The sequence below is a fragment of the Allobosea sp. FW305-C-101 genome (assembly GCF_058783685.1).
Map to the genome: position 1 here is coordinate 870903 of NZ_JBYSYT010000001.1, position 22330 is coordinate 893232.

A 22330-nucleotide genomic window follows, 5' to 3' on the forward strand; every position below is an offset into this window, starting at 1 on the left:
GCACAGCCATGCATTTGCCGACAGGGCTGATGAAAGCTTGGGCAGTGCCCTCGGACGGCATCCTGGCCTATACAGGCGGCAAGCGATCCCGCGCGGGATCGCGCGCTAAAGTTGCATGTCGTAGGGAGATGCAAATGAAAAATTCCCAACTCCTATCGGGCGCCGCGCTCGCCGCCGCCCTCTTCCTCTCTGCCCAGGCCGCACAGGCCGACATCACCATCGGGCTCGTCGCGCCGCTGACCGGCCCGGTCGCCGCCTATGGCGACCAGGTCAAGAACGGCGCCCAGACCGCCGTCGACGTGATCAACAAGAATGGCGGCGTGCTCGGCGAGAAGCTCGTGCTGAAACTCGCCGACGATGCCGGCGACCCGAAGCAGGGCGTTTCTTCCGCCAACCTGCTCGTCGGCGACAAGGTCAAGTTCGTGGTCGGGCCGGTGACCTCCGGCGTCGCCATGGCGGTCTCGGACGTGTTCGCCGAAAGCGGCGTACTGATGGTGACGCCGACCGCGACCTCGCCGGCGCTGACGACGCGTGGCCTGACCAATGTCTTCCGCACCTGCGGCCGCGACGACCAGCAGGCCGACATCGCCGCCTCCTATGTCCTGAAGAACCTCAAGGACAAGAAGATCGCGATCGTCCATGACAAGGGCACCTACGGCAAAGGCCTGGCCGATGCTTTCCAGAAGGGCATCAATGCCGGCGGGCTCAAGGAAGTGGCGGCGCTGACCGTCAATCCCGGCGACAAGGACCTCTCGGCCGTGGTGACGCGCCTCAAGGCCGCGAATGTCGAGGTGATCTATTTCGGCGGCTATCATCCGGAAGGCGGCCTGCTCGCGCGCCAGCTCGCCGATGCCGGCGTCAAGGCGGTGATCATCGGCGGCGAAGGCCTGTCCAACACCGAGTTCGCGGCGATCGGCGGCGATCATGCCACCGGCACGCTCTTCACCAACGCGACCGACGCGCTGAAGAACCCCGACTCGGCCCAGGCCGTCGCGGCGCTGAAGGAGAAGGGCATCCCGCCCGAGGCCTTCACGCTGAACGCCTATGCCGCGGTCGAGGTGCTCAAGGCCGCGATCGAGAAGGCCGGCAAGCCGGGCGACGCGAACGGCGCCGCCAAGGCCCTGCAGTCGGGCATGCCGGTCAAGACCGCGATCGGCACGCTGACCTATGGCAAGACCGGCGACCTGAGCTCGCCGAGCTTCTCGATGTACAAGTGGGACGCCGGCAAGATCGTCGCCGCCCCGTGATCGGCTAGAGCCAAACCTTCCAGCTTCGCGCCCCGGACGAGCCCCGCTCGCCCGGGGCGCTGCGTTTCAGGCCCCTTGGCTCGCCGCCAGCTCTCCACGAGATGACAATTTGCTCATCCGGGCGCGCCGCCATTGAAAGGCCACTCCCGCTGCGACATGGTCCGAATCGTGGCTCTCACCGTTTCCCGCCAGGATTCCCATCTATGCGCTTGTTGAGCATTCTCGTCGCCGCGCTGGCGGCAGCCGCGCTGGTCGGCGGCCAGCAGGCCGGATCGGCCGGCGTGATCGGTATGGGCGTGATCGGCCTGCTGCTGGCGGTCGTCACCTTCCGCTCGCCGGCACTGCCCTTCTTCCTGCGGATCTTCTCCAGCGTCTTCGCGATCGAATATCTCGTGTTCGGCGCATCCGCGATCGCGGCGCAATTCGGCTGGTGGCCGGCGGCTCTCGGCATCCCGCCGATCCCGACGAGCCTGCCGACAACGGTCGGCGTCTTCGCGATCCTGATCTACGCGATCTCCTTCGTGCCGGTGATCGCGCGGATCGCCCGCATCGCCTCGCCTTATTTCGAATCCGACCAGATCACGACTGCCAATCTCTGGCCGGTCGGGCCGTTCAGCATCCGGCTCGGCACGCTCGCGGTCTCGCTCTTCGTCTTCCTGATCGTGCTGAATCAGGTGCAGGTCGGCATCACGCTGCGCCTCTCATTCTTCAACCGCGACATGTACGACGCGCTGCAGAACAAGGACGCCGCGGCGTTCTGGTATCAGCTCTTCTACGTGTTCTGCGTCTGGGCCGCGCTGTGGGTGGCCTCGAACCTGATCGAGCTGTTCGCCAACTATACGATCCTGATCCGCTGGCGCCAGTTCATGGCGAACGAGTACACGAAAGCGTGGCTCGACCATGCGACGCATTACCGGATCGCGCTCGCCGGCACAGTCGACAACCCCGACCAGCGTATCGCCGAAGACACGCGCTCCTTCGTTAACTCGACCTATGGCTTCGCGCTGCCCCTGCTCTCGCAGGTTTCCACGCTGGTGTCGTTCTCGATCATCCTCTGGAACATTCCCGTCGCCTTCACCCTGCCGGGTACCTCCTTCGCGGTTCCCGGCTACATCTTCTGGGTAGCATTCTTCTATGCGGCAGCTGCGACCTGGCTGACCCATATCATCGGCCGCCCGCTCATCCGCCTCGAATTCGAGCAGGAGAAGCGCGAGGCGAATTTCCGCTTCTCGCTGGCGCGCTTGCGCGAGTATTCCGAGCAGATCGCGCTGATGGTCGGCGAACCGACAGAGCGCGGCCAGCTCGCGCAGCGCTTCCGCGACATCGTCGAGAACTTCTACCGGCTGGTCTGGCGCCGGCTGAAGCTGACCAGCTTCACGCTGTCCTACAACCAGCTCAGCGTCGTCCTGCCCTACATCATTCTGGCGCCGTACTATTTCGCCGGCACGATCACGCTCGGCGTCATGATGCAGGTCGCCGGCGCCTTCGACCGGGTCCAGACGGCCCTGTCCTTCATCATCAACAGCTACTCCTCGATTGCTTCCTATCTCGCCTCGATCAACCGCCTGACCTCCTTCGAGACCGCGATTACTGATGCGCAGCACGGTTCGATCAGCGAGGAGGCGCTCGGCCGCGAGACCTCGCGCGACGAGAGCCTGCATATCCGCGACGCCACCCTGCTCCTGCCGAACGGCAAGCCGATCGTGAAGCTCGGCGCGCTCGATCTCGGCACCGCGCGCTCGACGCTGCTGATCGGCCCTTCCGGCTCGGGCAAGTCGACGCTGTTCCGCGCCATTGCCGGCATCTGGCCCTTCGGCGACGGCAAGGTCGGCATCCCCGCCAACGCCGAGATCATGCTGTTGCCGCAGCGTCCCTACCTGCCGCAGGGCTCGCTCCGGGCCGCGCTCGCCTACCCGGCCGAGGAAGGCGACTATGACGATGCCGCGATCCGGGCCGCGATGGAGAAGGTCAAGCTCGGCCATCTCGCTGACAAGCTCGACGAGGTCGATCTGTGGGGGCAGCGGCTCTCGGGCGGCGAGCAGCAGCGGCTGGCCGTTGCGCGCGCGCTGCTGAGCAAGCCGGACTGGCTCTTCCTCGACGAGGCGACCGCCTCGCTCGACGAGAAGCTGGAGGGCGAAATCTACGCGACGATCGACCGCGAACTGCCGCAGACCCGCATCGTCTCGATCGGCCACCGCACGACGCTGCGCAACATGCACGACGCCCTCGTCACCATGGAGCCGAATGCGGACGGCACCTTCACACCGACACCGACTGCGAAAGCCCCGGCCGCCTGAGGGCAGCCGCGGTGCAACGCAACAAAAAGGGTCGCTCGCGCGACCCTTTTTGTTGTCCGTCGATGGCGTCGAAAGCCTCTCCCGAGGAGAGGAACAGCCTCAGAGCGAGCGGCTGAGGGTCAGCTCGCCGGCCCCACCCTTCAGGACGAGTCGGCCGCTGACCAGATCCCATTTCTGGGTCGCGCGCAGCGCCATCAGGAAGGCTCGTTCGAAATCGAGCATGCCCTTGTCGCAGCTGCGGCGGGTCACGGCGATCGGACCGACCGCGAAGCCCTGCTGGCGCAGCGGATAGGCCGCGGCCGAGAAGGTGTTGCAGCCGCCGAAACCGGTGCCGCGCAGGTTCTGGTCGACGAGCAAGGTCGCGCGACGGTCCTGGACCGGCTTGCCGTTCAGCGCGACAACGCTCCAGCTCGCACCGAGCGGGAAGGTCTTCTCCTGCTGCGGCATCGGGATCGGCGTATTCCCGCCGCCGAGTTCCGTACGCGACGGCATCTTCTGGCGGCTCTGCGCCATCGCCTCACCGTACATCAGCATCGGCGCGGCAAACACCGCAAGGACGGCCGCAAGGCCAAGGCGTCGGATCATGATCGTCTTACCTGCATTCACTCGCACGGCCGCGCCGCGTGCCGCCAAACCGGTTAACACGCCTAGAGGCCAATTCGTTCGGGATCAAGGCTGAACAGCGGGCGATCCCGTCATTCCGATGCTGCCACGCAGCATCAGATGCGGGCGTTCAAGCGCTCCAGCAGGCGGTTCGCGCGGCGGAAGACATAAGCCGGGGCGCTGACAGTGATATCGTCGGCGCCGAGGCCGTCGAGATGCTCGACCAGCGCGAAGACGGCCTTGTCCGGGCAATGCAGCGTCAGCGGCGTGCCGCTGGCTGGCGCTCCGAACGGCAAACGCGCGCCAAAGCGTTCTTCCAGTGCGGCCAGCGCATCCGTCGCGAGATCGAGCCGCGCCCGGACCTCGCGGAGCGTGCGCCCCTCTTCCTCCGCCGCAATGCGCGACAGGATGGTCTTTGCCGCCGCCTTCGCCCGCGCGCCCCACGGAGCCTGCATCGAGGCGACGAGATTGGCCTCAGACGCCAGCATCACGCCGTCATCAAGAACTTTCAGCGCATTCGCCGAGAGCGTCGCGCCGGTCGTAGTGATGTCGACGACGATCTCGGCCGTGCCGGCAGCCGGCGCGCCTTCGGTCGCGCCGAGGCTTTCGACGATGCGGTAATCGGCGAGGCCGTGCTGCGCGAAGAAGCGCCGCGTCAGGTTCACGTATTTGGTGGCGACGCGCAGCTTCTTGCCATGGCGCGCCCGCATGGCCGAGGCGACGTCATCGAGATCGGCCATGGTACGCACGTCGATCCAGGCCTGCGGCACGGCGACGACGACATTGGCGTGGCCGAAGCCCAGCGGGGTCAGCATCTCGACCGCAGCATCGGCATCCGAAAGCTGCTCGCGAACCAGATCCTCACCGGTGATGCCGATATGGGCGGCGCCGGACGACAGCTGCGCGACGATCTCGGAGGCCGAGAGGAAGGCGACCTCCGCTCCATCGACCCCGGCGATGGCGCCACGATAGTCACGCTCGCCGCGCGACTTGACGAATTTCAGCCCGGCCCGGCCGAAGAAGGCGGTGGCATTCTCCTGCAGGCGGCCCTTGGAGGGCACGGCGAGGACAAGCGGGGCGTCGTTATCCGGCATCTGGCTCATGCGGCGTCTCCCGTCAGGCGGTCGAGCCAGAGCGAGGCGCCCACGGCCGGGATCGGCCGGCTCGCGCCGAGGCGTCCGAGGACGTTGTCGTAGCGGCCGCCGCCGGCCACGGGCTTGCCGTCGCCGCGGGCCGTGTCGTGAAGCTCGAAGATGAAGCCGGTATAATAGTCGAGATTACGGGCGAAGCCGGCCGAGAAGCGGATCGCTCCGATATCGACGCCGCGCGCGGCGAGGAAGCCGGTGCGCTCGTCGAAGGCGTCGAGCTGCCGGCCGATATCGAGCGAGGCCTGGTCGGCGAGCGCCCGCAGCGAAGCCGAAGCCGCATCGGGATCGCCGGAGACAGCGAGCACCTGCGCCAGCAGCGCCTTGACGTCGCCATTGACCGGGTTCTCGCGCTCGGCGGCACGGGCCAGAAAGCGCTCGGCGATATCGGCGGCGGAGCGTCCGCCTACAGTCGAGATGCCGGCGATCGAGAGCACATCCTCGACGAAAGCGCGGGCGGCCTTGGGGTCCTGCCCCTCGAGCGCCTTGAGCAGCCCGGCATGAGCGGCATCGCCCTCGGCAGCCGGAGGATCGAGCGCATCGACGGCGTCCGTGCCCTTGCCCTGCACCACGGCGCGGACCAGACGGCGACGGGCACCCTGCGGCACATTCAGACCGTCGAGCAGCGCGCCGAGCACGGCGACATCGCCCATGACGATGCGCGGTTCAGCGAGGCCGAGCATGGCCGTCGCGTCGATGGTCAGCGCCATGATCTCGGCGTCAGTGGCGGTGAAATCGTCGCGACCGAAGGATTCAAGCCCTGCCTGCAGGAACTCGCCCGGTTCGCCGGAGCGCATGCGGAAGACCGGGCCGGCATAGGCATAGGCCGCAGGCTCGGTCGAGCCCGAGGCGATGTGATCAAGGGCTACCGGGATGGTGTATTCCGGGCGCAGACACCAATCGCGGCCATCGGCATCCTGCGTCATGAAGATGCGGCGGCGGATATCCTCGCCGGAGAGATCGAGGAAGACATCGGCCGGCTGCAGGATCGCCGGCTCGGCATGGGCGTAACCCTCGCCGGCGAAGAGCGCGATCACGGTCTCGATGCTGGCGCGGCTTGCGGGCACGGCTCGTCCTGTCCTGTTGCGAGCGCCGTCCTAGCAGTCGCGTCGCCGGTTTTCGAGGGATTTGAATGAAATGGGTGAACGGGATTTTGAGTGTCGGATGGAGCGTCATGCTCGGGCTTGACCCGAGCATCTCATGCAGAAGGAGGCTCGCCCACTTCTTCCCGCCTGGGTTTCCCGATGCTCCGCTACATTTCAGCCAAGAATGACGGCGGATGGATATCCCCAAACAGGTCACCCCAATCCGGATTGCTCTTTTCGATCAGCTCGATCTTCCATTCCCTGGACCAGCGCTTGAGGCTCGTCTCGCGCTGAATCGCCAATGCGATATCACTGAACGTCTCGAACCAAACCAGCTTGTCGAGATTGTAGCGAGCTGTGAAGGAACGTCCCGCACCCAGCTTATGCTCACTCACGCGCCTCACGAGGTCAGCCGTCACGCCAAGATACAGCGTGCCCCGCGGCTTGTTCGTGACGATGTAGACGAAGGACGGTTCGAGGTTCACGTCATTCTCGGGCGAAGGGAGCGCAGGCCCGAGACTCTCCGGCAAGAGATGCTCGGGTCAAGCCCGAGCATGACGCCCTTCAAACCTCTACGAATGTCGCGCCAGCACCCGCTTCACGCCTTCGACCAGCTCCGCGACCGGCACGGCGAACTGGGCTTCGGCCTGCTTGGCCTTGTGCTCGGCGGAATCCTTGACGTCGCGGCTCGCGGCGGCGAGTTCGGCGCCGAGGATCAGGTCCTTGATGACGACCGTGCCGGCCTCGCGCTCCGATGAGCCCTGAATGATCGCGCAGACCGCGCCGCGGCGGTCGGCATATTTCATCTGGGCGTTGAAGCCGGAGGCGCCGAGATAGAGATCGGCGCGCAGCAACGGCTTGCCGTCGGCATCCTTGGCCTGACGCAGCGCCGAAACCATCGCCTGATAGCCTGGCATGAACTCAGGCGACTTGTTGTCCATCGCGGTGACCACGACGAGCGGAAGCTCGTTGCGGCTGTCGACGATCGGCGACTTCACCGCCTTCAGCGCCGAGAACAGCCGGGAGACGCCGATGGAGAAGCCGGTCGCCGGCACGGGCTCGGGCCGAAAGCGGCCGACAAGGCCGTCATAGCGCCCACCGCCGGCGACCGAGCCGAAGCGCACGACCTGTCCGTCTTCGTTGGTGACAGGGAAGGTCAGCTCCACCTCGTAGACCGGGCCGGTGTAATATTCGAGACCGCGGACGACCGAGGGGTCGATGATGACCCGCCCGAGATAGCCAGCCGCCGTGATCAATTCGCGGATCTGCTCCAGTTCCGCGATGCCGGCCTGACCGTTCTCGGCGCCCTCGACGAGAGCGCGCAAGTCGGTGAGGGCTGCGGCGGAGAGCTTGGCGGAACCTTCGCTATCCTCGGCATTGGCCTTGCCCAGCTCAGCGAGCTTCTGACCGAGTTCGAGATAGCGCAGGATGCGGTCGGACTGGGCATCGGACAGCCCGGCGCCCTTGGTGAAGTCGCCGCTCTCGTCCTTGCGGCCCTCGCCGAGGAGCTTGCGGACTTCTTCCAGCGGGAACTTGTCGGCCTTGTCGATCGCCCGGAGCACAGTGAGGCGCGCGGCAGGGTCGATCCCAGCAGCATCCATCACACCATCGAGCACCTTGCGGTTGTTGACCTTCACGACATAGTCGCCGCGCCTGATGCCGAGCTTCTCCATCGTGTCGGCGGCGAGCATGCAGATCTCGGCATCGCCCGCGACGGTGCCGGAGCCCACGATATCGGCATCGAACTGCATGAACTGGCGGAAGCGGCCCGGCCCCGGCTTTTCGTTGCGGAAGACGTAGCCGACGCGGTAGCTGCGATAGGGCTTCGGCAGCGCGTCGAAATTCTCGGCGACATAGCGGGCGAGCGGCGCCGTCAGGTCGTAGCGCAGCGAGAGCCACTGCTCGTCATCGTCCTGGAAGGAGAAGACGCCCTCGTTCGGCCGGTCCTGATCCGGCAGGAACTTGCCGAGCGCGTCGGTGTACTCGACGAAGGGCGTCTCGACGGGATCGAAGCCATAGACCGAGAAGCTCTCGCGGATGACGGAGAGCATGCGTTCGGTGGCGGCGACATCGGCCGGGCCGCGATCGACGAAGCCGCGCGGCTGGCGGGCCTTCAGCTTGGCAGGGGCGGATTTGTCGGCGGACATGGGGCGAACTCGGATTGGGGCGTGCGGTACAAAACGTACGAGGCGGGTTAGACCGCCGCGACGCAGGGAGCAAGTCACGGGGCGTCATTCTCGGGCGGAGCGAAGCGCAGACCCGAGAATCTCACGACGAGAAGGCGCCTACGCCCCCTTCGGCAGGAGATGCTCGGGTCAAGCCCGAGCATGACGCGTTTGTTGGCTATTCGGCCGCCGCCAGCGCCTTTTCCCGCAACGGCCGATCCTCGATCCCGGCCCGCGCCAGCTTCTCCGGCAACGGCCCGCCGGTCGCCCAGTCCAGCAGTTCGGCCGTATGCACCACCGGGGTCGCGGCCCCCTTGTCCGCAAACCCCTTCGCGAGCTGGGTCATGCAGCCGATATTGCCGGTCGCGACCAGCATCGGCTTGGTGCGCTCGATATTGCCGATCTTGCGCTCGCGCAGCTTACCCGCGATCTCGGGCTGGAGGATGTTGTAGACGCCGGCCGAGCCGCAGCAGATATGGCCTTCCGGCACCTCCTTGACCTTGAAGCCGGCGCCCGACAACAGCCGCTTCGGGCCATCCTTAAGCTGCTGGCCGTGCTGCATCGAGCAGGCGGAGTGATAGGCGATCGGCATCGCGACGTCGCGGACCGGAGCGAGCTCCAGCGTCTCCAGGAACTCGGTGACGTCCTTCGCCAAGCCTGAGACCTTCGCCGCCTTCTCGGCATAGGCAGGCTCGCCACGGAACATGAAGCCGTAATCCTTGATCGTCGTGCCGCAGCCGGAGGCCGTGATCAGGATCGCGTCGAGCCCCTCGCCGTCGATCTCCGCCATCCAGGCGTCGATATTGGTGCGGGCGAAGGCGAGTGCATCGTGCTCCTGTCCCATATGGTGGACCAGCGCGCCGCAGCAGCCCTCCCCCTTCGGCAGCACGACCTCGACGCCATGGCGGTTGAGCAGGCGGATGGTCGCCTCGTTGATGGCGGGATCGAGCACCGGCTGGGCGCAACCGGAAAGCAAGGCGACGCGGCGCTTGCGCTCGGCCGGCGGCAGAAAGTTCTGCGGGCCTTCCATGGCGGAACGGGTCGGCAGGCGCGCGGGGGCCAACGCCAGCATCGCCTTCAGGCGCGAGCCGATTACAGGGATGACGCCGAAAACGGGCGCCAGCGGCTTGGCGACCAGCGCCATCAGCATCGCCGCGCGGAAGCGGCCGGGATAGGGCAGGATCGCCGCCAGCACCTTGCGCAGCAAACGGTCATGCCAGGAGCGGGTGTAGGTTTCCTCGATATGGGCGCGGGCGTGGTCGACGAGGTGCATGTAGTGCACGCCTGAAGGGCAGGTCGACATGCAGGAGAGGCAGGAGAGGCAGCGGTCGACATGCTTCACCACCTCGGGGGTGGCGGGCTTGCCGTTCTCCAGCATGTCCTTGATCAGGTAGATGCGCCCGCGCGGGGAATCGAGCTCATCGCCGAGCAGCAGATAGGTCGGGCAGGTCGCGGTGCAGAAGCCGCAATGCACGCAGGTGCGCAGGATCTTCTCCGAAGCCGGCATGCGCGGATCGGAGGCGAGGCGCTCGGGGGTGAAGTTCGTCTGCATCGCTCAGGCTCCACCCTGCCAGGCTTTGATCCAGTCCATCGGCCAGAGCAGCATGATGACGTTGAGGGTCAGGTTGTCGCGGATCAGCCAGCCGACGACGAGCTCCATCGCCAGCGCGCTCGTCACCGTCAGCCAGACCGGCGCGAAGCGGGCAAAGAAGAAGCCCAGCACCATCGAGAGGATGTCGCTGACCGAGTTCAGGACGCTGTCGCCGTAATAATCGAGCGAGATCGTCGCCGAGCGATAGTGGTTGATCACGGCATTGGTGTTCTCGGCGATTTCCCAGGCGCCTTCGAGCAGGATCGAGAGCAGGAGCGCAAGGCCGAAGGAGATCGGCAGGCCGGTGATGCGGCGGATCAGCCAGAACAGGCCATAGAACAGGAAGCCGTGGATAATGTGCGAGAAGGTGTACCAGTCGGCGATGTGCTGGGAATTCTCGGAGGACATCACCGTGCCCTGCCAGAACTTGATCGTCCCGCATTTGCAGATCGGCTCACGCCCCATCCAGAGCAGGATCGCGGCGACGCCGGCGATCAGCAGCGCGGCGGCCAGGGCGAGCGCGACGGGGCTGAGCCGGTTGGGGGCCCAGCTGGCGCGGGTTTCAGTAGGAAGGCTATCGGCGAGCGTCATCAGATCCCCGCATAGATCCGGCCGGGCTCGAAGATGCCGGCGGGATCGAAGCTCTTCTTGATGCCGGCCGTTACCCGCATCAGCGGCTCGGCCAAGGGCTGGAACACGTCCACGGCAGCGCGGATCGAATCGGGCGCGCGGACCAGCGTGGCATGGCCGCCGAGCGGCTTCAGCGCGGCGCGGATCGCGGCGGCGCCGGCATCGCCATAGGCGGGAACCGCGAGCCAGACCAGTCCGCCGCCCCAGTCGTAAAACCAGCGTGCGGCCGGGATCATCCGCGCGATCGCAGCCGCGGCCTTCGGGCCGTTGGTCGGGGCCAGAGAGAGCCGCCAGACCGCGTCATCGCTACCGGCGAAGAAGGCCGCATCGCGGATGTCGACCCAGAGCTCGGTCGGGGCTGCTCCTTCCAGCCGATCGGGCGTGCCATAGTCGTCGAGCAGCAGCGCAAGTTCATCGGCACGGTAATCGATCGAGTCCGAAAAATTCTCCAGACGCAGCAGGGTCAGCGCCTCCTCGCCAGCGATCCGGGCAGGGAGATGCGCCGCCGCCATCGGCTCGAAGGGCGAGCCCAGCGCTTTCGCCAGCAGCGCAACTCCCACTTTGTCGGAGAGGCCGCGCCATTGCAGCGTCGCGACACGCTCCGGCCGCGGCAGCACGCGGAAGGTGACTTCGGTGAGGAAGCCGAGCGTGCCGTGGCTGCCACTCAGCAGCTTCACGAGGTCCAGCCCAGTGACGTTCTTCATCACGCGCCCGCCCGACTTGATCATCTCGCCGCGGCCATTGACCAGCCGGACGCCGATCAGGGAGTCGCGGGCGGCGCCGGCATTGATCCGGCGCGGGCCGGAGATGTTGCAGGCGGCGACCGCGCCGATCGTCGGCTCGCCCTCGCTGCCATAGAGGGCGCGATGGTCCATCGGCTCGAAGGGCAGCATCTGGCCGCGTTCCGCGAGGGTTTCCTGCACGAGCGCGAGCGGTGTACCGGCGCGGGCGGCAATGACCATCTCGGCCGGCTCGTAAAGGGTGATGCCGGTCAAGGCGGCGCTGGAGAGAGTGCTGGCGGCCTGGGCCGGGCGGCCAAGGCCAGAGCGCGTACCACCGCCACGCAAGGTGAGCGGCACGGCATTGTCGATGACCGATTTCACGACGGCGCAAGCCTGCGCCTCGGTGGTGGGAGTGTGGACGATCACGCCGCCACCCTGCCTTCCAGCGGGAAGACCTTCGCCGGGTTGAGCAGCCAGCGCTCGTCGAACACCGCCCTCACCCGCATCTGCTGGGCGAGGTCCTCGGGATTGAACTGGAAGGTCATCAGGTCGCGCTTCTCGATGCCGACGCCGTGCTCGCCGGTGAGGCAACCACCGACCTCGACACAGAGCTTGAGGATGTCCATGCCGGCATCCTCCGCCTTCTGTGCCTCCACGGGATCGTTGCAGTTGTAGAGGATCAGCGGATGGAGATTGCCGTCGCCGGCGTGGAAGACATTGGCGACGCGCAGGCCATAGCCCTTCACGATCTCGTCCATGCGCTTGAGCACATAGGGCAATTGCCCGGTCGGGATCGTGCCGTCCATGCAGATATAGTCGGCGATGCGGCCGGTGGCGCCGAAGGCGGATTTGCGGCCCTTCCAGATCGCAGCCGCCTCCATCGCCGATTTCGATTCCTTGACGGTCTTGACGCCGTGCTCCCTGGCGATCGTGACGATGCGGGCGAGCTGGGCGTCCATCTCGTCATCCGAACCCTCGACCTCGATGATCAGCAGCGCCTCGACATCCATCGGGTAGCCGGCCTTGGCGAAGGCCTCGCAGATCTCGATCGCCGGCTTGTCCATGAATTCCATCGCGACCGGGATGATGCCGGCACCGATGATGGCGGCGACAGCCGCCCCCGCCTGCTCGCTGGTCGGGAAGCCGAACAGCACCGGTCGCGCGCCCTCGGCCGCGCGCAAGATGCGCACCGTCGCCTCGGTGACGATACCGAGCTGGCCTTCCGAGCCGTTGATCAGGCCGAGCAGGTCGTAGCCCGGTGAATCGAGATGGGCACCACCCACTTCAACGACCGAGCCGTCGAGCATGACCATGGTCACGCCGAGCACGTTGTTGGTGGTGACGCCGTATTTCAGGCAATGCGCACCGCCCGAGTTCATGCCGATATTGCCGCCGATCGAGCAGGCGAGCTGCGAGGACGGATCGGGCGCGTAGAAGAAGCCCTCGGCCGAAACCGCCCCGGTGACGGCAAGGTTGGTCACGCCGGCCTCGACCCGCGCGACGCGGTTTGCGTAGTCGATCTCGAGGATGCGGTTCATCTTGGAGACGCCGATCACGACCGCATCCTCCTGCGGGATCGCGCCCCCCGCGAGCGAGGTGCCGGAGCCGCGCGGCACCACCGGCACGCCCTCGTCCCGGCAATAACGCAGCACGGCCGCCACTTCCTGCGTCGTCGAGGGCAGGACGACGGCGAGCGGCATGCGGCGATAGGCGGTCAGCGCATCGGTCTCATAGGGACGGCGCTCGTCGTCGCTGGTGATCAGCGCCTGCGGCGGGACCAGCCGTGCCAAGCCGGCGATAATCGATTCGCGGCGGGCGAGGATGCCGGCATCCGGCACCGGAAAAGCTATCGCGCTCATCTCTCCCCTCCCATCTCCACGACTCGCGGCACGCCACGCACATATTCTGTCTGCGCGGCAGATTAGATCAATTCAATGGCACTTGCAGTGCGGCCAAAGCCAGCCATTATTTCCAGATTGGAAAAGGTGGCGTGGCGATGGACCGGTTCGGCGATCTCGACGTGTTCGCACATGTGGTGACGACCAAGAGCATGTCGGCGGCGGGGCGGCAGCTCAACCTGTCGCCGGCCGTGATCTCGAAGCGCATCCGCCGGCTGGAGGAGCGGCTCGGCGTGCGCCTGCTCCAGCGCACGACGCGGCAGCTTGCCCTCACCGAGGCCGGACAAGGCTTCTACGAGCGCGTCGTCTCGATCCTGTCCTCGATCGAGGAGGCCGAATCCTGGGTGTCGAGCGGCGCCGGACAGGTGCGCGGCACGCTGCGCGTTTCGGCGCCGACCTCCTTCGGCCGGATGCATGTCGCGCCGCATCTCAAGCGTTTCCTCGACGTCAATCCGCTGGTGACGGTGGAACTCGTGCTGAGCGATGCCTTCGTCGATGTCGTCGGCGAAGGCTTCGACCTCGCGATCCGCATTGCCGACCTGCAGGATTCGAGCCTCGTCGCCAAGCGCCTCGCCCGGAACCACCGGGTGCTCTGCGCGACGCCGGGCTATCTCGCCGAGCACGGCATGCCGGCCGATATCGCCGAGCTGTCGCGCCATACCCTGATTGCGCACAATACCGACCACTGGCGGCTCGACGGGCCGGAAGGTCCGGTCTCGGTGCGGGTCAACGGCCCGTTGCGCACGAATTCGAGCGAGGTCGTGCGCGAGGCGCTGCTCGGCGGCGTCGGCATTGCCCTGCGCTCGACCTGGGACGTCGGACCGGAGCTGAAGTCGGGGGCGTTGCAGCGCGTCCTGCCGGCCTATGCGGTCGGCTCGCGCGTCGCGGTTTACGCGGTCTATCCGAGCCGCCGGCACATGGAGCAGAAGGTACGCGCCTTCGTCGATTATCTCGCAGAGCTCTACGGCGCCACGCCCTATTGGGATGCGGGGCTTGCGCTGTAGGGCATTGCCCTGCGGTACATCGCGCCGTCATGCTCGGGCTTGACCCGAGCATCTCAAGACAAGAAGGCTCCTCATTCTGCCTGAGATTCTCGGGTCTACGCTGCACTTCGCCCGAGAATGACGATCGGGCATTCAGGGAGATTTGGCATGTTCGGCCTGCTCGAAGGCACGGGGGTTACGGTCCTCGATCCGCGCTTCCATCGCGTCATCCCGGGCTCGGCCCTGGTCGAGCGGCTCTGGACGGGCGCACGCTGGTCGGAGGGACCGGCCTGGTTCCCGGCCCATAACACGCTCATCTGGTCGGATATCCCGAATGACCGCATGCTGCGCTACGACGCGCTGAGCGGCCAGGTCGGCACCTTTCGCCAGCCGGCGCGCAACTCCAACGGCAATACGGTCGACCGCGAGGGGCGGCTCGTCACCTGCGAGCATGGCGGGCGGCAGGTGACGCGCACGGAGCATGACGGCTCGATCACCGTGCTCGCCAGCCACTTCGGCGGCAAGCGACTGAACTCTCCGAACGACGCCGTGTTGAAGTCGGACGGCTCGATCTGGTTCACCGATCCCGATTACGGCATCCTCAGCGACTACGAGGGCGACAAGTCGCCCTGCGAGATCGGCGCCTGCAACGTCTATCGCATCGACGGCCAGACCGGCGAGATCGCCATTGTCGCCGATGATTTCGTCAAGCCCAACGGCCTCGCCTTCTCACCGGACGAGAGCATCCTCTACATCGCCGATACCGGCGGAAGCCATGATCCCGAGAACGGGCCGCGGCATATCCGCAGCTTCAGGATGGGGCGCGACGGCATCGCACTCGGCGAGTCAAAGGTGTTCGCCACCTGCACGGCCGGGCTGTTCGACGGCTTCCGCCTCGACATCGAGGGCCGCATCTGGACCAGCGCGGCCGACGGCGTCCATATCTACCACCCGGACGGCACGCTGATCGGCAAGGTCTCAATCCCGGAGATCGTCGCCAATGTCTGCTGGGGCGGACCGAAGCTCAACCGCCTGTTCATCTGCGGCACGACCTCGCTCTATTCCGTGATGACGCACACGAACGGAGCGATGCGGCCGGCCTAAGGACGCGCGTTCAGGCCGTCAGCGCGGCGGCGCGTTCTTCACGCGGCTGAGCACCAGCGGCATCGCCAGCCCGATCGCGACGAAGCGCACGAGATGGTGCGCGCCGACATAGAGCGTATCGAGCCCCATCGCGAAGGCGAGCATCGCCATCGCTTCCAGACCGCCGGGCGCGAAGGCCGCCATGCCGCTGGCATAGGACACGCCGGCGAGCCAGGCGGCCGGCCAGGCGAACAGGAAGGCGACGCCGATCGAGACGGCGAAACCTCCGATGGCGAGCGGAAACAGGCCCTTCAGCTCGTCGCGCGGGATATGGGCAATGCGCCCGCCCATGGTGGTGCCGAGCAGTATCTGCACGACGATCTGGATCGGCATGGGTAACGAGCCCTCGACGAGGCCGCTGCCATGCAGGGCCGCGCTGGCGAAGGTCGCGCCGAACATCAGTGGGGCGGAGAGGCCGAGCCGCTCGAAGACGAGCCCCAGCGCCAGCCCCGCCATGGCGACGCCGAACATGGTGCCGGCATCGACCGACTTGATGTCGGGAACCGGCATGCCGGCAGCAGCACCGCTCAACTGCATCACGCTCGGCAGCAGCGCGACCAGCACGAGCAGGCGAAACAATTGGACGACCGAGATGCGGCCGATATTGGCGCCCTTTTCCTGAGCCACGGCGAGCACGGTCGACAAGGCGCCGGGTGCGGAGGCCAGCAGGGCATCGATCCAGGGCCAGCGCGCGACATGGCGCAGATAAGCGCCGGTCGCGAGCATGATCGCCGTGGCGCCGACGAGAAGCAGAACGAGAGAGGCGGGATAGCGGGCGGCAGCCGCGAGCGCCTCCGGCGTCACCGCGGAGCCGAGGATCGCACCGGAGAGCACCATGGTCGCGTCGAACCAGGGCCGGCGCAGGTTCGGCAGCGGGCGCACCAGCGCGACTGCCGCGCTGATCAGCATCGAGCCGGAGAGCCAGGCGGCGGGCATGCCGAGCAGGGCGAAGGCCCCGCCCCCGACGGTCGCCAGCGCGATGACCAGAATTTCCCGCCAGAGGATGACCAGCCGGTTCGTGGGGTAGCCGAACGGTTTCATCGCGTTCCCGCCGCGCCAGGAACAGTCGGCACTGGGCGTTCATGGCGATGGTCCGGCAGCGGGTCAACCGACCCGCTCCCCACCAGATGCAAGGCGGCGTTGCGCCGCCCGCCTTGGCCTCAGGCCGCGGCCAGGGCCTTCTGCAGGCGCGCGACGGCCTCGACCAGGTCAGAGGATTTGCGGGCGAAGCAGAGACGAAGGCCTGTCTCGCCGCCGGGGCCGAAGGCCGTACCGGGCGCGAGGCCGACATTGGCGCTGTCGACCAGGTCGAGCGCGAGCTTGCGCGAATCCTCGCGGCCATCGACCGAGAAGAACTGGTAGAACGCCCCGACCGGCGCCGAGAGCGTGACGCGGTTCGTCGCCTTCAGACCCTCGAACACGATGCGGCGCCCTTCGGCCGCACGCGCGATCTGCTCGGCGACGAAGCCCTCACCCTCGTCGAGGGCGGCGATGGCGCCGCGCTGGACGAAGACCGGAGAACCCGAGGTCGAGTACTGGATCAGGTTCTCGACGACCTGCCCGAAGGCGAGAGGCACCTCGATCCAGCCGATGCGCCAGCCGGTCATCGCCCAGTTCTTGGAGAAGGTCTGGACGAAGATGACGCGGTCCTCCGCCTCCATGATGTCGTGGAAGGAGGGCGCCCGCTCCGAGCCGTCATAGATGAAGCGGCCGTAGATCTCGTCGGCGACGATCCAGATGCCATGCTTGCGCGAGAGCGCGAGCAGCGCCTCCTGCTCTGCCTTGCTCGCGGTCCAGCCCGTGGGATTCGACGGCGAGTTCACCAGGATGCCGCGGGTGCGCGGCGTGATCGCGGCGGCGAGCCGGTCGAGATCGAGGGTGAACTGGCCTTGCTTGTAATCCATCGGGACGCAGACGGTGCTCGCACCGCTGATCGAGACCGCCGCGCCGAAATTCGGCCAGGCCGGGGTCGGGATCAGGATTTCGTCGCCGGGGCCGGCGATCAGCCGTACCGCGATCTGGACCGACTGCATGCCCGATCCGGTGACGTAGAAGCTCTCCGCCGAGAACGGGCGGCTATAGAGGCGCTGGTGATAACGGGCGAGCGCCTCGCGCAATTCGGGAATCCCGCGCTGCCAGGTGTAGAAGGTCTCGCCTGCGGCGAGCGAGCGCGCCGCCGCGTCAGCGATGAAGGCGGGGGTGGAAAGATCGCCCTCGCCGACCCAGAGCGGGATCAGGCCCGGCTTGAGCCGGCCGTGATTGACCACCTCGACGATCCCGCTTTCCGGCGCGTTCCGGGCTTCCGGACGAAGCTCGGCAAGCAGGGTGCTGCCCGGCAGGATGGCGCTGTTCATGGGGTTCGGCCTCGCGAAATTCAGTGCCCCACCTTTAGCCGATCACGGCGCGGCGAGGCATGAAATCGCGAGATCGGGTCGATCGGCGGCCGTGATGATTCACGGCCGCGCGGGGGCAGGATCAGGCCTGCTTCTGCTTGAGCAGGTCGCGGATTTCGCCGAGCAGGACGACATCCTCGGGCTTGGCCGCGGGAGCCTCTTCCTTCGGCGGCTGCTTCTTCTGCAGCTTGTTGATGCCCTTGACCACGAGGAACAGGACGAAAGCGATGATTATGAAGTTGATCGCCACCGTGACGAAGTTGCCATAGGCGAGGACCGCGCCCTGCTTCCTGGCTTCCGAGAGGATCGGCGAGGTGACGGCGCTGTTGAGGCCGAAGAAGTAGTTCGAATAGTCGACGCCGCCGAGCGCGCCGATGAACGGCATGATGATATCGGAGACGAGCGAGTCGACGATCCGGCTGAACGCGGCGCCGATGATGACACCGATGGCGAGATCGACGACATTGCCCTTCAGGGCGAATTTCTTGAATTCTTCCAACATGAAACACCCCTTGAGAATCGGCAAGGCTACCCCAACAGCCTGTCCCGGACGCTAGACCAGCGGCGCAGAACAGGGAAAGCCCGAAAACGCAGCAATGCCGGCGCTGATCGGCCTGGAACGCAAAGAACTGGGGACGAATTCGGCCTGAGGACTTGCGCCAATGGCCTATGGCGAGCCGACAAGCCGTCCGATACTCTGCGGCAAACCAAGAAGCGGAATTCCATGGCGCCTGCATCCCGGCCTCGTTCGCATACGGCACCCGCGAGGGCGGCATGATCCCCGCCTGGTCCGTGGTGCTGGTCGCGCTGGCCTATCTGTGCGGGCTCTTCGCCGTCGCGCATATGGCCGACACCTCAGGGCGCAAACTGATGACCGGCCGGGCGCGCACGACGGTCTATGCGCTGGCGCTCGGCGTCTATTGCACCTCCTGGACCTTCTACGGCTCAGTCGGCTTCGCCAATCGCGCGGGCTTCGACTTCCTCGGCATCTATGTTGGGCCGATCCTCGTCATCGGGCTGGGCCACCGCTTCGTCGGCCGCATCGTCACCATCGCCAAATCGCAGAACATCACCTCGATCGCCGATTTCGTCGGCGCGCGCTATGGCAAGAGCGAGCGCGTCGCGGCGCTGGTCTGCCTCGTCGCGGTGATCGGCGCCCTGCCCTATATCTCGCTGCAACTGAAGGCCGTCGCCAACTCGCTCTCGGTCTTCCTGGCTGCGACCGGCGGCCATCCGCCGACGCCGGACGTGCCGGTATTGAGCGACCTGCCCTTCCTCGTCGCGGTCGTGCTCGCTGGTTTCGCCTGCGCCTTCGGCACCCGCCATATCGACGCGACCGAGCATCAGGACGGGCTGGTGCTGGCGATTGCCGTCGAGTCGCTGATCAAGCTCGTCGCCTTCCTCGTGCTCGGCTTCTTCATCGTCTACGGGCTGTTCGGCGGTGCCGGCGACCTGCTGGCGCAGGCGGCCCATCCGGCCAACGGCGCCCTGCCGATCTGGGAGCGCACCTCGAGCTGGCCGAATTTCCTGACGCTGACCTTCCTGTCGAGCTGCGCGTCGCTGCTGCTCGCCCGGCAATTCCATATGACGATCGTCGAGAACCGCGACGTGCGCGACGTGCGCCGCGCGGCCTGGATGTTTCCGCTCTATCTCGTGCTGATCAACCTGTTCGTTCTGCCGCTGGCGGCCGCTGGCGAGGTCCTCATCCCCGGCAGCGGCATCGACCGCGACATGACCGTGCTGCTGCTACCCTTGCAGCGCGAGGCCGGGATGATCGCGCTGCTCGTCTTCGTCGGCGGGCTCTCGGCCGCGACCGCGATGGTGATCGTCGCCTCGGTCGCGCTCGCCATCATGATCTCCAACCATCTCGTCATGCCGCTGCTGCTGCGCGGCCGGCGGGGCCTGAGCGATCCCGGGCGCGCCGTGCGGCTGTTCGGCAGGCGCGGCGACGGCAACAGCAATCTCGGTGGCGATCTCGGCTCGCAGGTGGTGGTCATCCGGCGGATCAGCATCTTCGTCGTGATCCTGCTCGGCTATCTCTACTACCGCGCCTCCGGCGAGGCGGCGCTGGTCTCGATCGGCCTGCTCTCCTTCGCGGCGACGGCGCAGATCGCGCCGGCTTTCTTCGGCGGCCTGTTCTGGCGGCGCGGCACGGCGCTGGGCGCTGCGGCCGGGCTGACGGTGGGAACGCTGGTCTGGGCCTATACGCTCTTGATGCCGAGCCTCGCCCTGCCCGGCGGCTGGTGGAGCGAGATCGTCGCCCATGGCCCGTTCGGCGCCGGCATCTTCCGGCCGGAGGGGTTGTTCGGGCTTGAATGGCCGGCACTGCCGCACGGCGTGTTCTGGAGCCTGAGCTTCAACGTCCTCGCCTATATCGGCTTCTCGCTGCTGCGGCCCGCCAACGCGATGGAAAGGCTGCAGGCCAATGCCTTCGTCGAATCCCAGCCGACGACGATGGCGCAATCCTTCTCGCTCTGGCGTACCACCATCACCGAGGGCGAGCTGCAATCGACGATCGCGCGCTATCTCGGGGCGGAGCGCACCCAGCGCGCCTTCGAGGGCTTCAACAGCGGCCGCGGCGAGGCCTCGGAAAGCGGCCGGCAGGCCGATATCCACCTGCTGCGTTTCGGCGAGCACCTGCTCTCCTCGGCGATCGGCGCGGCCTCCTCGCGCCTCGTGCTCTCGCTGCTGCTCAAGCGGCGGAACCTCTCTACCGAGGCCGCCTTCAAGCTACTCGACGACGCCTCCGCCGCGCTCCAGTACAATCGCGACATCCTCCAGCACGGGCTCGACCATGCCGGCCAGGGCATCACCGTGCTCGACCGGGACCTGCGCCTGCTCGCCTGGAACCAGGCCTTCATCCAGCTCTACGACCTGCCGGCCTCGCTGGTCCGGTTCGGCACGGGGCTCGACGAGATCGTCCGCTTCAACGCAGCCCGCGGCGCCTATGGCACGGGCGCGCGCGACGAATTGATGGCGGCGCGGCTGGAAAGCTTCATCAACGACCGCGAGCCGGTGCGCCTCAAGCTCTATCCGTCGAAGAAGGTCATCGAGGTCCGCACCAACGCCCTGCCGGATGGCGGCTTCGTCACGACCTATACCGACATCACCGACACCGTCGCCGGCGAGGAGGAGCTCGAACGCGCCAACGAAGGCCTCGAACGCCGCGTCGCCGAACGCACCGAGGAGCTCCTCCACGTCAATGCCGAGCTCCAGCGCGCCAAAGCGGAAGCCGAGGCGGCCAATGCCTCGAAGACGCGCTTCCTTGCCGCCGCCAGCCACGACATTCTGCAGCCACTCAACGCCGCGCGGCTCTACGCGACCTCGCTAGTCGAGCGTGATCGCAGCGGCGGGCAGCCCGAGCTGGCCGAGAATATCGACGCCTCACTCGACGCGGTCGAGGAAATCCTGACGGCGCTGCTGGAGATATCACGGCTCGATGGCGGCGCGCTCAAGCCGGAACTCTCCTCCTTCCGGCTGGACGAATTGATGCGCCAGCTCCAGCGCGAATTCGAGCCGAGCGCCCAGGAAAAGGGCCTGAAGCTGATCTTCATGCCCACCAGCCTGACGCTGCGATCGGACCGGCGCCTGCTGCGCCGCCTGCTGCAGAACCTGATCTCCAACGCGATCAAGTACACGCCGAACGGCAAGGTGCTGATCGGCTGTCGCCGCCGGGGCAGCCAGGTTGCGGTCGAGGTGATCGATACCGGGCTCGGCATCCCCCAGAGCAAGCAGAAGACCGTGTTCCGCGAGTTCCAGCGGCTCGACCAGGGCGCGAAGGTCGCACGGGGCTTGGGCCTCGGGCTCTCGATCGTGCAGCGCATCGCGCGCGCGCTCGACCACGGGCTGACGCTCGATTCGGCACCGGGACGCGGCACGCGCTTCTCGATCTCGGTGCCGCGCGCCGCCCCGCTGCCGGCGATGACCACGGCAGCTGCGCCGCGCAACGCCCCCGCGGGGCAACTCGCGGGCATGCGGCTGCTCGTGCTCGACAACGAACCTGCCATCCTCGACGGCATGAAGCGCCTGCTTGAAGGCTGGGGCTGCCGGGTCACCATTGCGGCCAGCCTTGAAGAGGCGCTGCCCCATGTCGGCAGCAAGGGCGAGGCCGATGTCCTGATCGCCGATTACCATCTCGACCACGGCAACGGACTGACCGCGATCAGCGCGCTCCGGGCGCGAGCCCGCACGCCGATGCCGGCGATCCTGCTCACCGCCGACCGGACGCCGCATGTGCGCGAGGCGGCGAATGCGCTTGACGTCCACCTGCTCAACAAGCCGCTGAAACCGGCCGCATTACGGGCGCTGCTGGCGCAATGGCGCGCGACGCGGCTCGCGGCGGAGTAAGCACCGCTCTACGTGCTCGGAACCACGACCGTCATCCCGGGCTTGCCCCGGGATCCATCGTAAAGCGCAGAGCCCTATGAT

17 protein-coding genes are annotated in these 22330 nt (G+C 66.8%); 5 read left to right on the forward strand and 12 right to left on the reverse strand.

The genetic code is table 11. From position 1 onward, the window contains the following. Window positions 1–134 precede the first annotated feature (134 nt). Both AC3WMA_RS04130 and AC3WMA_RS04135 read left to right on the forward strand, forming a co-directional pair. Window positions 135–1247: a branched-chain amino acid ABC transporter substrate-binding protein gene (locus AC3WMA_RS04130; protein ID WP_492284123.1), complete on the forward strand. Its 1113-nt coding sequence runs from the start codon at window positions 135–137 to the stop codon at window positions 1245–1247. Between the two features lie 203 nt (window positions 1248–1450). Further along, window positions 1451–3544 carry an ABC transporter ATP-binding protein/permease gene (locus tag AC3WMA_RS04135; protein ID WP_492284124.1) on the forward strand — a complete coding sequence of 698 codons (2094 nt, stop codon included), beginning with the start codon at window positions 1451–1453 and terminating at the stop codon, window positions 3542–3544. A gap of 99 nt (window positions 3545–3643) precedes the next feature. On the opposite strand, the gene AC3WMA_RS04140 is transcribed toward AC3WMA_RS04135, so the two are convergent. The 9 genes from AC3WMA_RS04140 to AC3WMA_RS04180 all read right to left on the reverse strand — a co-directional run bounded on the left by AC3WMA_RS04140 (window position 3644) and on the right by AC3WMA_RS04180 (window position 13344). After that, window positions 3644–4129 (reverse strand): META domain-containing protein, encoded by a 486-nt coding sequence (locus AC3WMA_RS04140; protein WP_492284125.1) that lies wholly within the window; start codon window positions 4127–4129, stop codon window positions 3644–3646. A 134-nt stretch (window positions 4130–4263) separates the two neighbouring features. Then, window positions 4264–5241, reverse strand: coding sequence for an ATP phosphoribosyltransferase (gene hisG, locus AC3WMA_RS04145; RefSeq protein ID WP_492284743.1), 978 nt, complete (start codon window positions 5239–5241; stop codon window positions 4264–4266). Between the two features lie 5 nt (window positions 5242–5246). Beyond that, on the reverse strand, window positions 5247–6359 hold the full coding sequence (locus tag AC3WMA_RS04150) for an ATP phosphoribosyltransferase regulatory subunit (protein WP_492284126.1): 1113 nt from the start codon (window positions 6357–6359) through the stop codon (window positions 5247–5249). 185 nt (window positions 6360–6544) lie between these two features. Next, the gene (locus AC3WMA_RS04155) at window positions 6545–6862 is read right to left on the reverse strand and encodes a GIY-YIG nuclease family protein (RefSeq protein ID WP_492284127.1); all 318 of its coding nucleotides are present in this window, start codon (window positions 6860–6862) and stop codon (window positions 6545–6547) included. Between the two features lie 87 nt (window positions 6863–6949). Continuing rightward, window positions 6950–8524, reverse strand: a complete 1575-nt coding sequence (gene hisS, locus AC3WMA_RS04160) for a histidine--tRNA ligase (protein ID WP_492284128.1) — start codon at window positions 8522–8524, stop codon at window positions 6950–6952. A 196-nt stretch (window positions 8525–8720) separates the two neighbouring features. Then, window positions 8721–10094, reverse strand: a complete 1374-nt coding sequence (glcF, locus tag AC3WMA_RS04165; RefSeq protein ID WP_492284129.1) for a glycolate oxidase subunit GlcF — start codon at window positions 10092–10094, stop codon at window positions 8721–8723. A 3-nt stretch (window positions 10095–10097) separates the two neighbouring features. Further along, window positions 10098–10724: a DUF2585 domain-containing protein gene (locus tag AC3WMA_RS04170; protein ID WP_492284130.1), complete on the reverse strand. Its 627-nt coding sequence runs from the start codon at window positions 10722–10724 to the stop codon at window positions 10098–10100. Continuing rightward, the gene (locus tag AC3WMA_RS04175; protein ID WP_492284131.1) at window positions 10724–11911 is read right to left on the reverse strand and encodes an FAD-binding protein; all 1188 of its coding nucleotides are present in this window, start codon (window positions 11909–11911) and stop codon (window positions 10724–10726) included. Before AC3WMA_RS04175 ends, AC3WMA_RS04170 begins: the two co-directional genes overlap by 1 nt. Further along, a complete protein-coding gene (locus AC3WMA_RS04180) occupies window positions 11908–13344 on the reverse strand; it encodes an FAD-binding oxidoreductase (RefSeq protein ID WP_492284132.1) in 1437 nt (478 codons plus the stop codon). Before AC3WMA_RS04180 ends, AC3WMA_RS04175 begins: the two co-directional genes overlap by 4 nt. Window positions 13345–13481: 137 nt before the next feature. On the opposite strand from AC3WMA_RS04180, the gene AC3WMA_RS04185 reads away from it, so the two are divergent. Further along, window positions 13482–14387, forward strand: coding sequence for a LysR family transcriptional regulator (locus tag AC3WMA_RS04185; protein ID WP_492284744.1), 906 nt, complete (start codon window positions 13482–13484; stop codon window positions 14385–14387). A 147-nt stretch (window positions 14388–14534) separates the two neighbouring features. Beyond that, complete coding sequence (locus AC3WMA_RS04190) at window positions 14535–15470, forward strand: SMP-30/gluconolactonase/LRE family protein (protein ID WP_492284133.1); 936 nt, start codon at window positions 14535–14537, stop codon at window positions 15468–15470. 18 nt (window positions 15471–15488) lie between these two features. On the opposite strand, the gene AC3WMA_RS04195 is transcribed toward AC3WMA_RS04190, so the two are convergent. The 3 genes from AC3WMA_RS04195 to mscL all read right to left on the reverse strand — a co-directional run bounded on the left by AC3WMA_RS04195 (window position 15489) and on the right by mscL (window position 18404). Next, entirely contained in the window at window positions 15489–16550 is a 1062-nt protein-coding gene (locus AC3WMA_RS04195; RefSeq protein ID WP_492284134.1) for an AbrB family transcriptional regulator, read from the reverse strand. 119 nt (window positions 16551–16669) lie between these two features. Then, window positions 16670–17863, reverse strand: a complete 1194-nt coding sequence (locus AC3WMA_RS04200; RefSeq protein WP_492284135.1) for a pyridoxal phosphate-dependent aminotransferase — start codon at window positions 17861–17863, stop codon at window positions 16670–16672. 121 nt (window positions 17864–17984) lie between these two features. Continuing rightward, window positions 17985–18404, reverse strand: a complete 420-nt coding sequence (gene mscL / locus AC3WMA_RS04205; RefSeq protein ID WP_492284136.1) for a large conductance mechanosensitive channel protein MscL — start codon at window positions 18402–18404, stop codon at window positions 17985–17987. A 272-nt stretch (window positions 18405–18676) separates the two neighbouring features. Between mscL and AC3WMA_RS04210 the strand changes: the two genes are divergently transcribed. Further along, window positions 18677–22249 carry a hybrid sensor histidine kinase/response regulator gene (locus tag AC3WMA_RS04210; RefSeq protein ID WP_492284137.1) on the forward strand — a complete coding sequence of 1191 codons (3573 nt, stop codon included), beginning with the start codon at window positions 18677–18679 and terminating at the stop codon, window positions 22247–22249. Window positions 22250–22330: the final 81 nt, after the last annotated feature.

Excerpts from the sequence above, each read along its gene's own strand:
- AC3WMA_RS04210 (WP_492284137.1), top strand. The coding sequence starts at position 18,677 with ATGATCCCCGCCTGGTCCGTGGTGCTGGTCGCGCTGGCCTATCTGTGC.
- AC3WMA_RS04195 (WP_492284134.1), bottom strand. The coding sequence starts at position 16,550 with ATGAAACCGTTCGGCTACCCCACGAACCGGCTGGTCATCCTCTGGCGG.
- AC3WMA_RS04135 (WP_492284124.1), top strand. The coding sequence starts at position 1,451 with ATGCGCTTGTTGAGCATTCTCGTCGCCGCGCTGGCGGCAGCCGCGCTG.
- AC3WMA_RS04130 (WP_492284123.1), top strand. The coding sequence starts at position 135 with ATGAAAAATTCCCAACTCCTATCGGGCGCCGCGCTCGCCGCCGCCCTC.
- hisG (WP_492284743.1), bottom strand. The coding sequence starts at position 5,241 with ATGCCGGATAACGACGCCCCGCTTGTCCTCGCCGTGCCCTCCAAGGGC.
- AC3WMA_RS04140 (WP_492284125.1), bottom strand. The coding sequence starts at position 4,129 with ATGATCCGACGCCTTGGCCTTGCGGCCGTCCTTGCGGTGTTTGCCGCG.
- AC3WMA_RS04200 (WP_492284135.1), bottom strand. The coding sequence starts at position 17,863 with ATGAACAGCGCCATCCTGCCGGGCAGCACCCTGCTTGCCGAGCTTCGT.
- glcF (WP_492284129.1), bottom strand. The coding sequence starts at position 10,094 with ATGCAGACGAACTTCACCCCCGAGCGCCTCGCCTCCGATCCGCGCATG.
- AC3WMA_RS04190 (WP_492284133.1), top strand. The coding sequence starts at position 14,535 with ATGTTCGGCCTGCTCGAAGGCACGGGGGTTACGGTCCTCGATCCGCGC.
- AC3WMA_RS04185 (WP_492284744.1), top strand. The coding sequence starts at position 13,482 with ATGGACCGGTTCGGCGATCTCGACGTGTTCGCACATGTGGTGACGACC.
- AC3WMA_RS04170 (WP_492284130.1), bottom strand. The coding sequence starts at position 10,724 with ATGACGCTCGCCGATAGCCTTCCTACTGAAACCCGCGCCAGCTGGGCC.
- AC3WMA_RS04180 (WP_492284132.1), bottom strand. The coding sequence starts at position 13,344 with ATGAGCGCGATAGCTTTTCCGGTGCCGGATGCCGGCATCCTCGCCCGC.
- hisS (WP_492284128.1), bottom strand. The coding sequence starts at position 8,524 with ATGTCCGCCGACAAATCCGCCCCTGCCAAGCTGAAGGCCCGCCAGCCG.
- mscL (WP_492284136.1), bottom strand. The coding sequence starts at position 18,404 with ATGTTGGAAGAATTCAAGAAATTCGCCCTGAAGGGCAATGTCGTCGAT.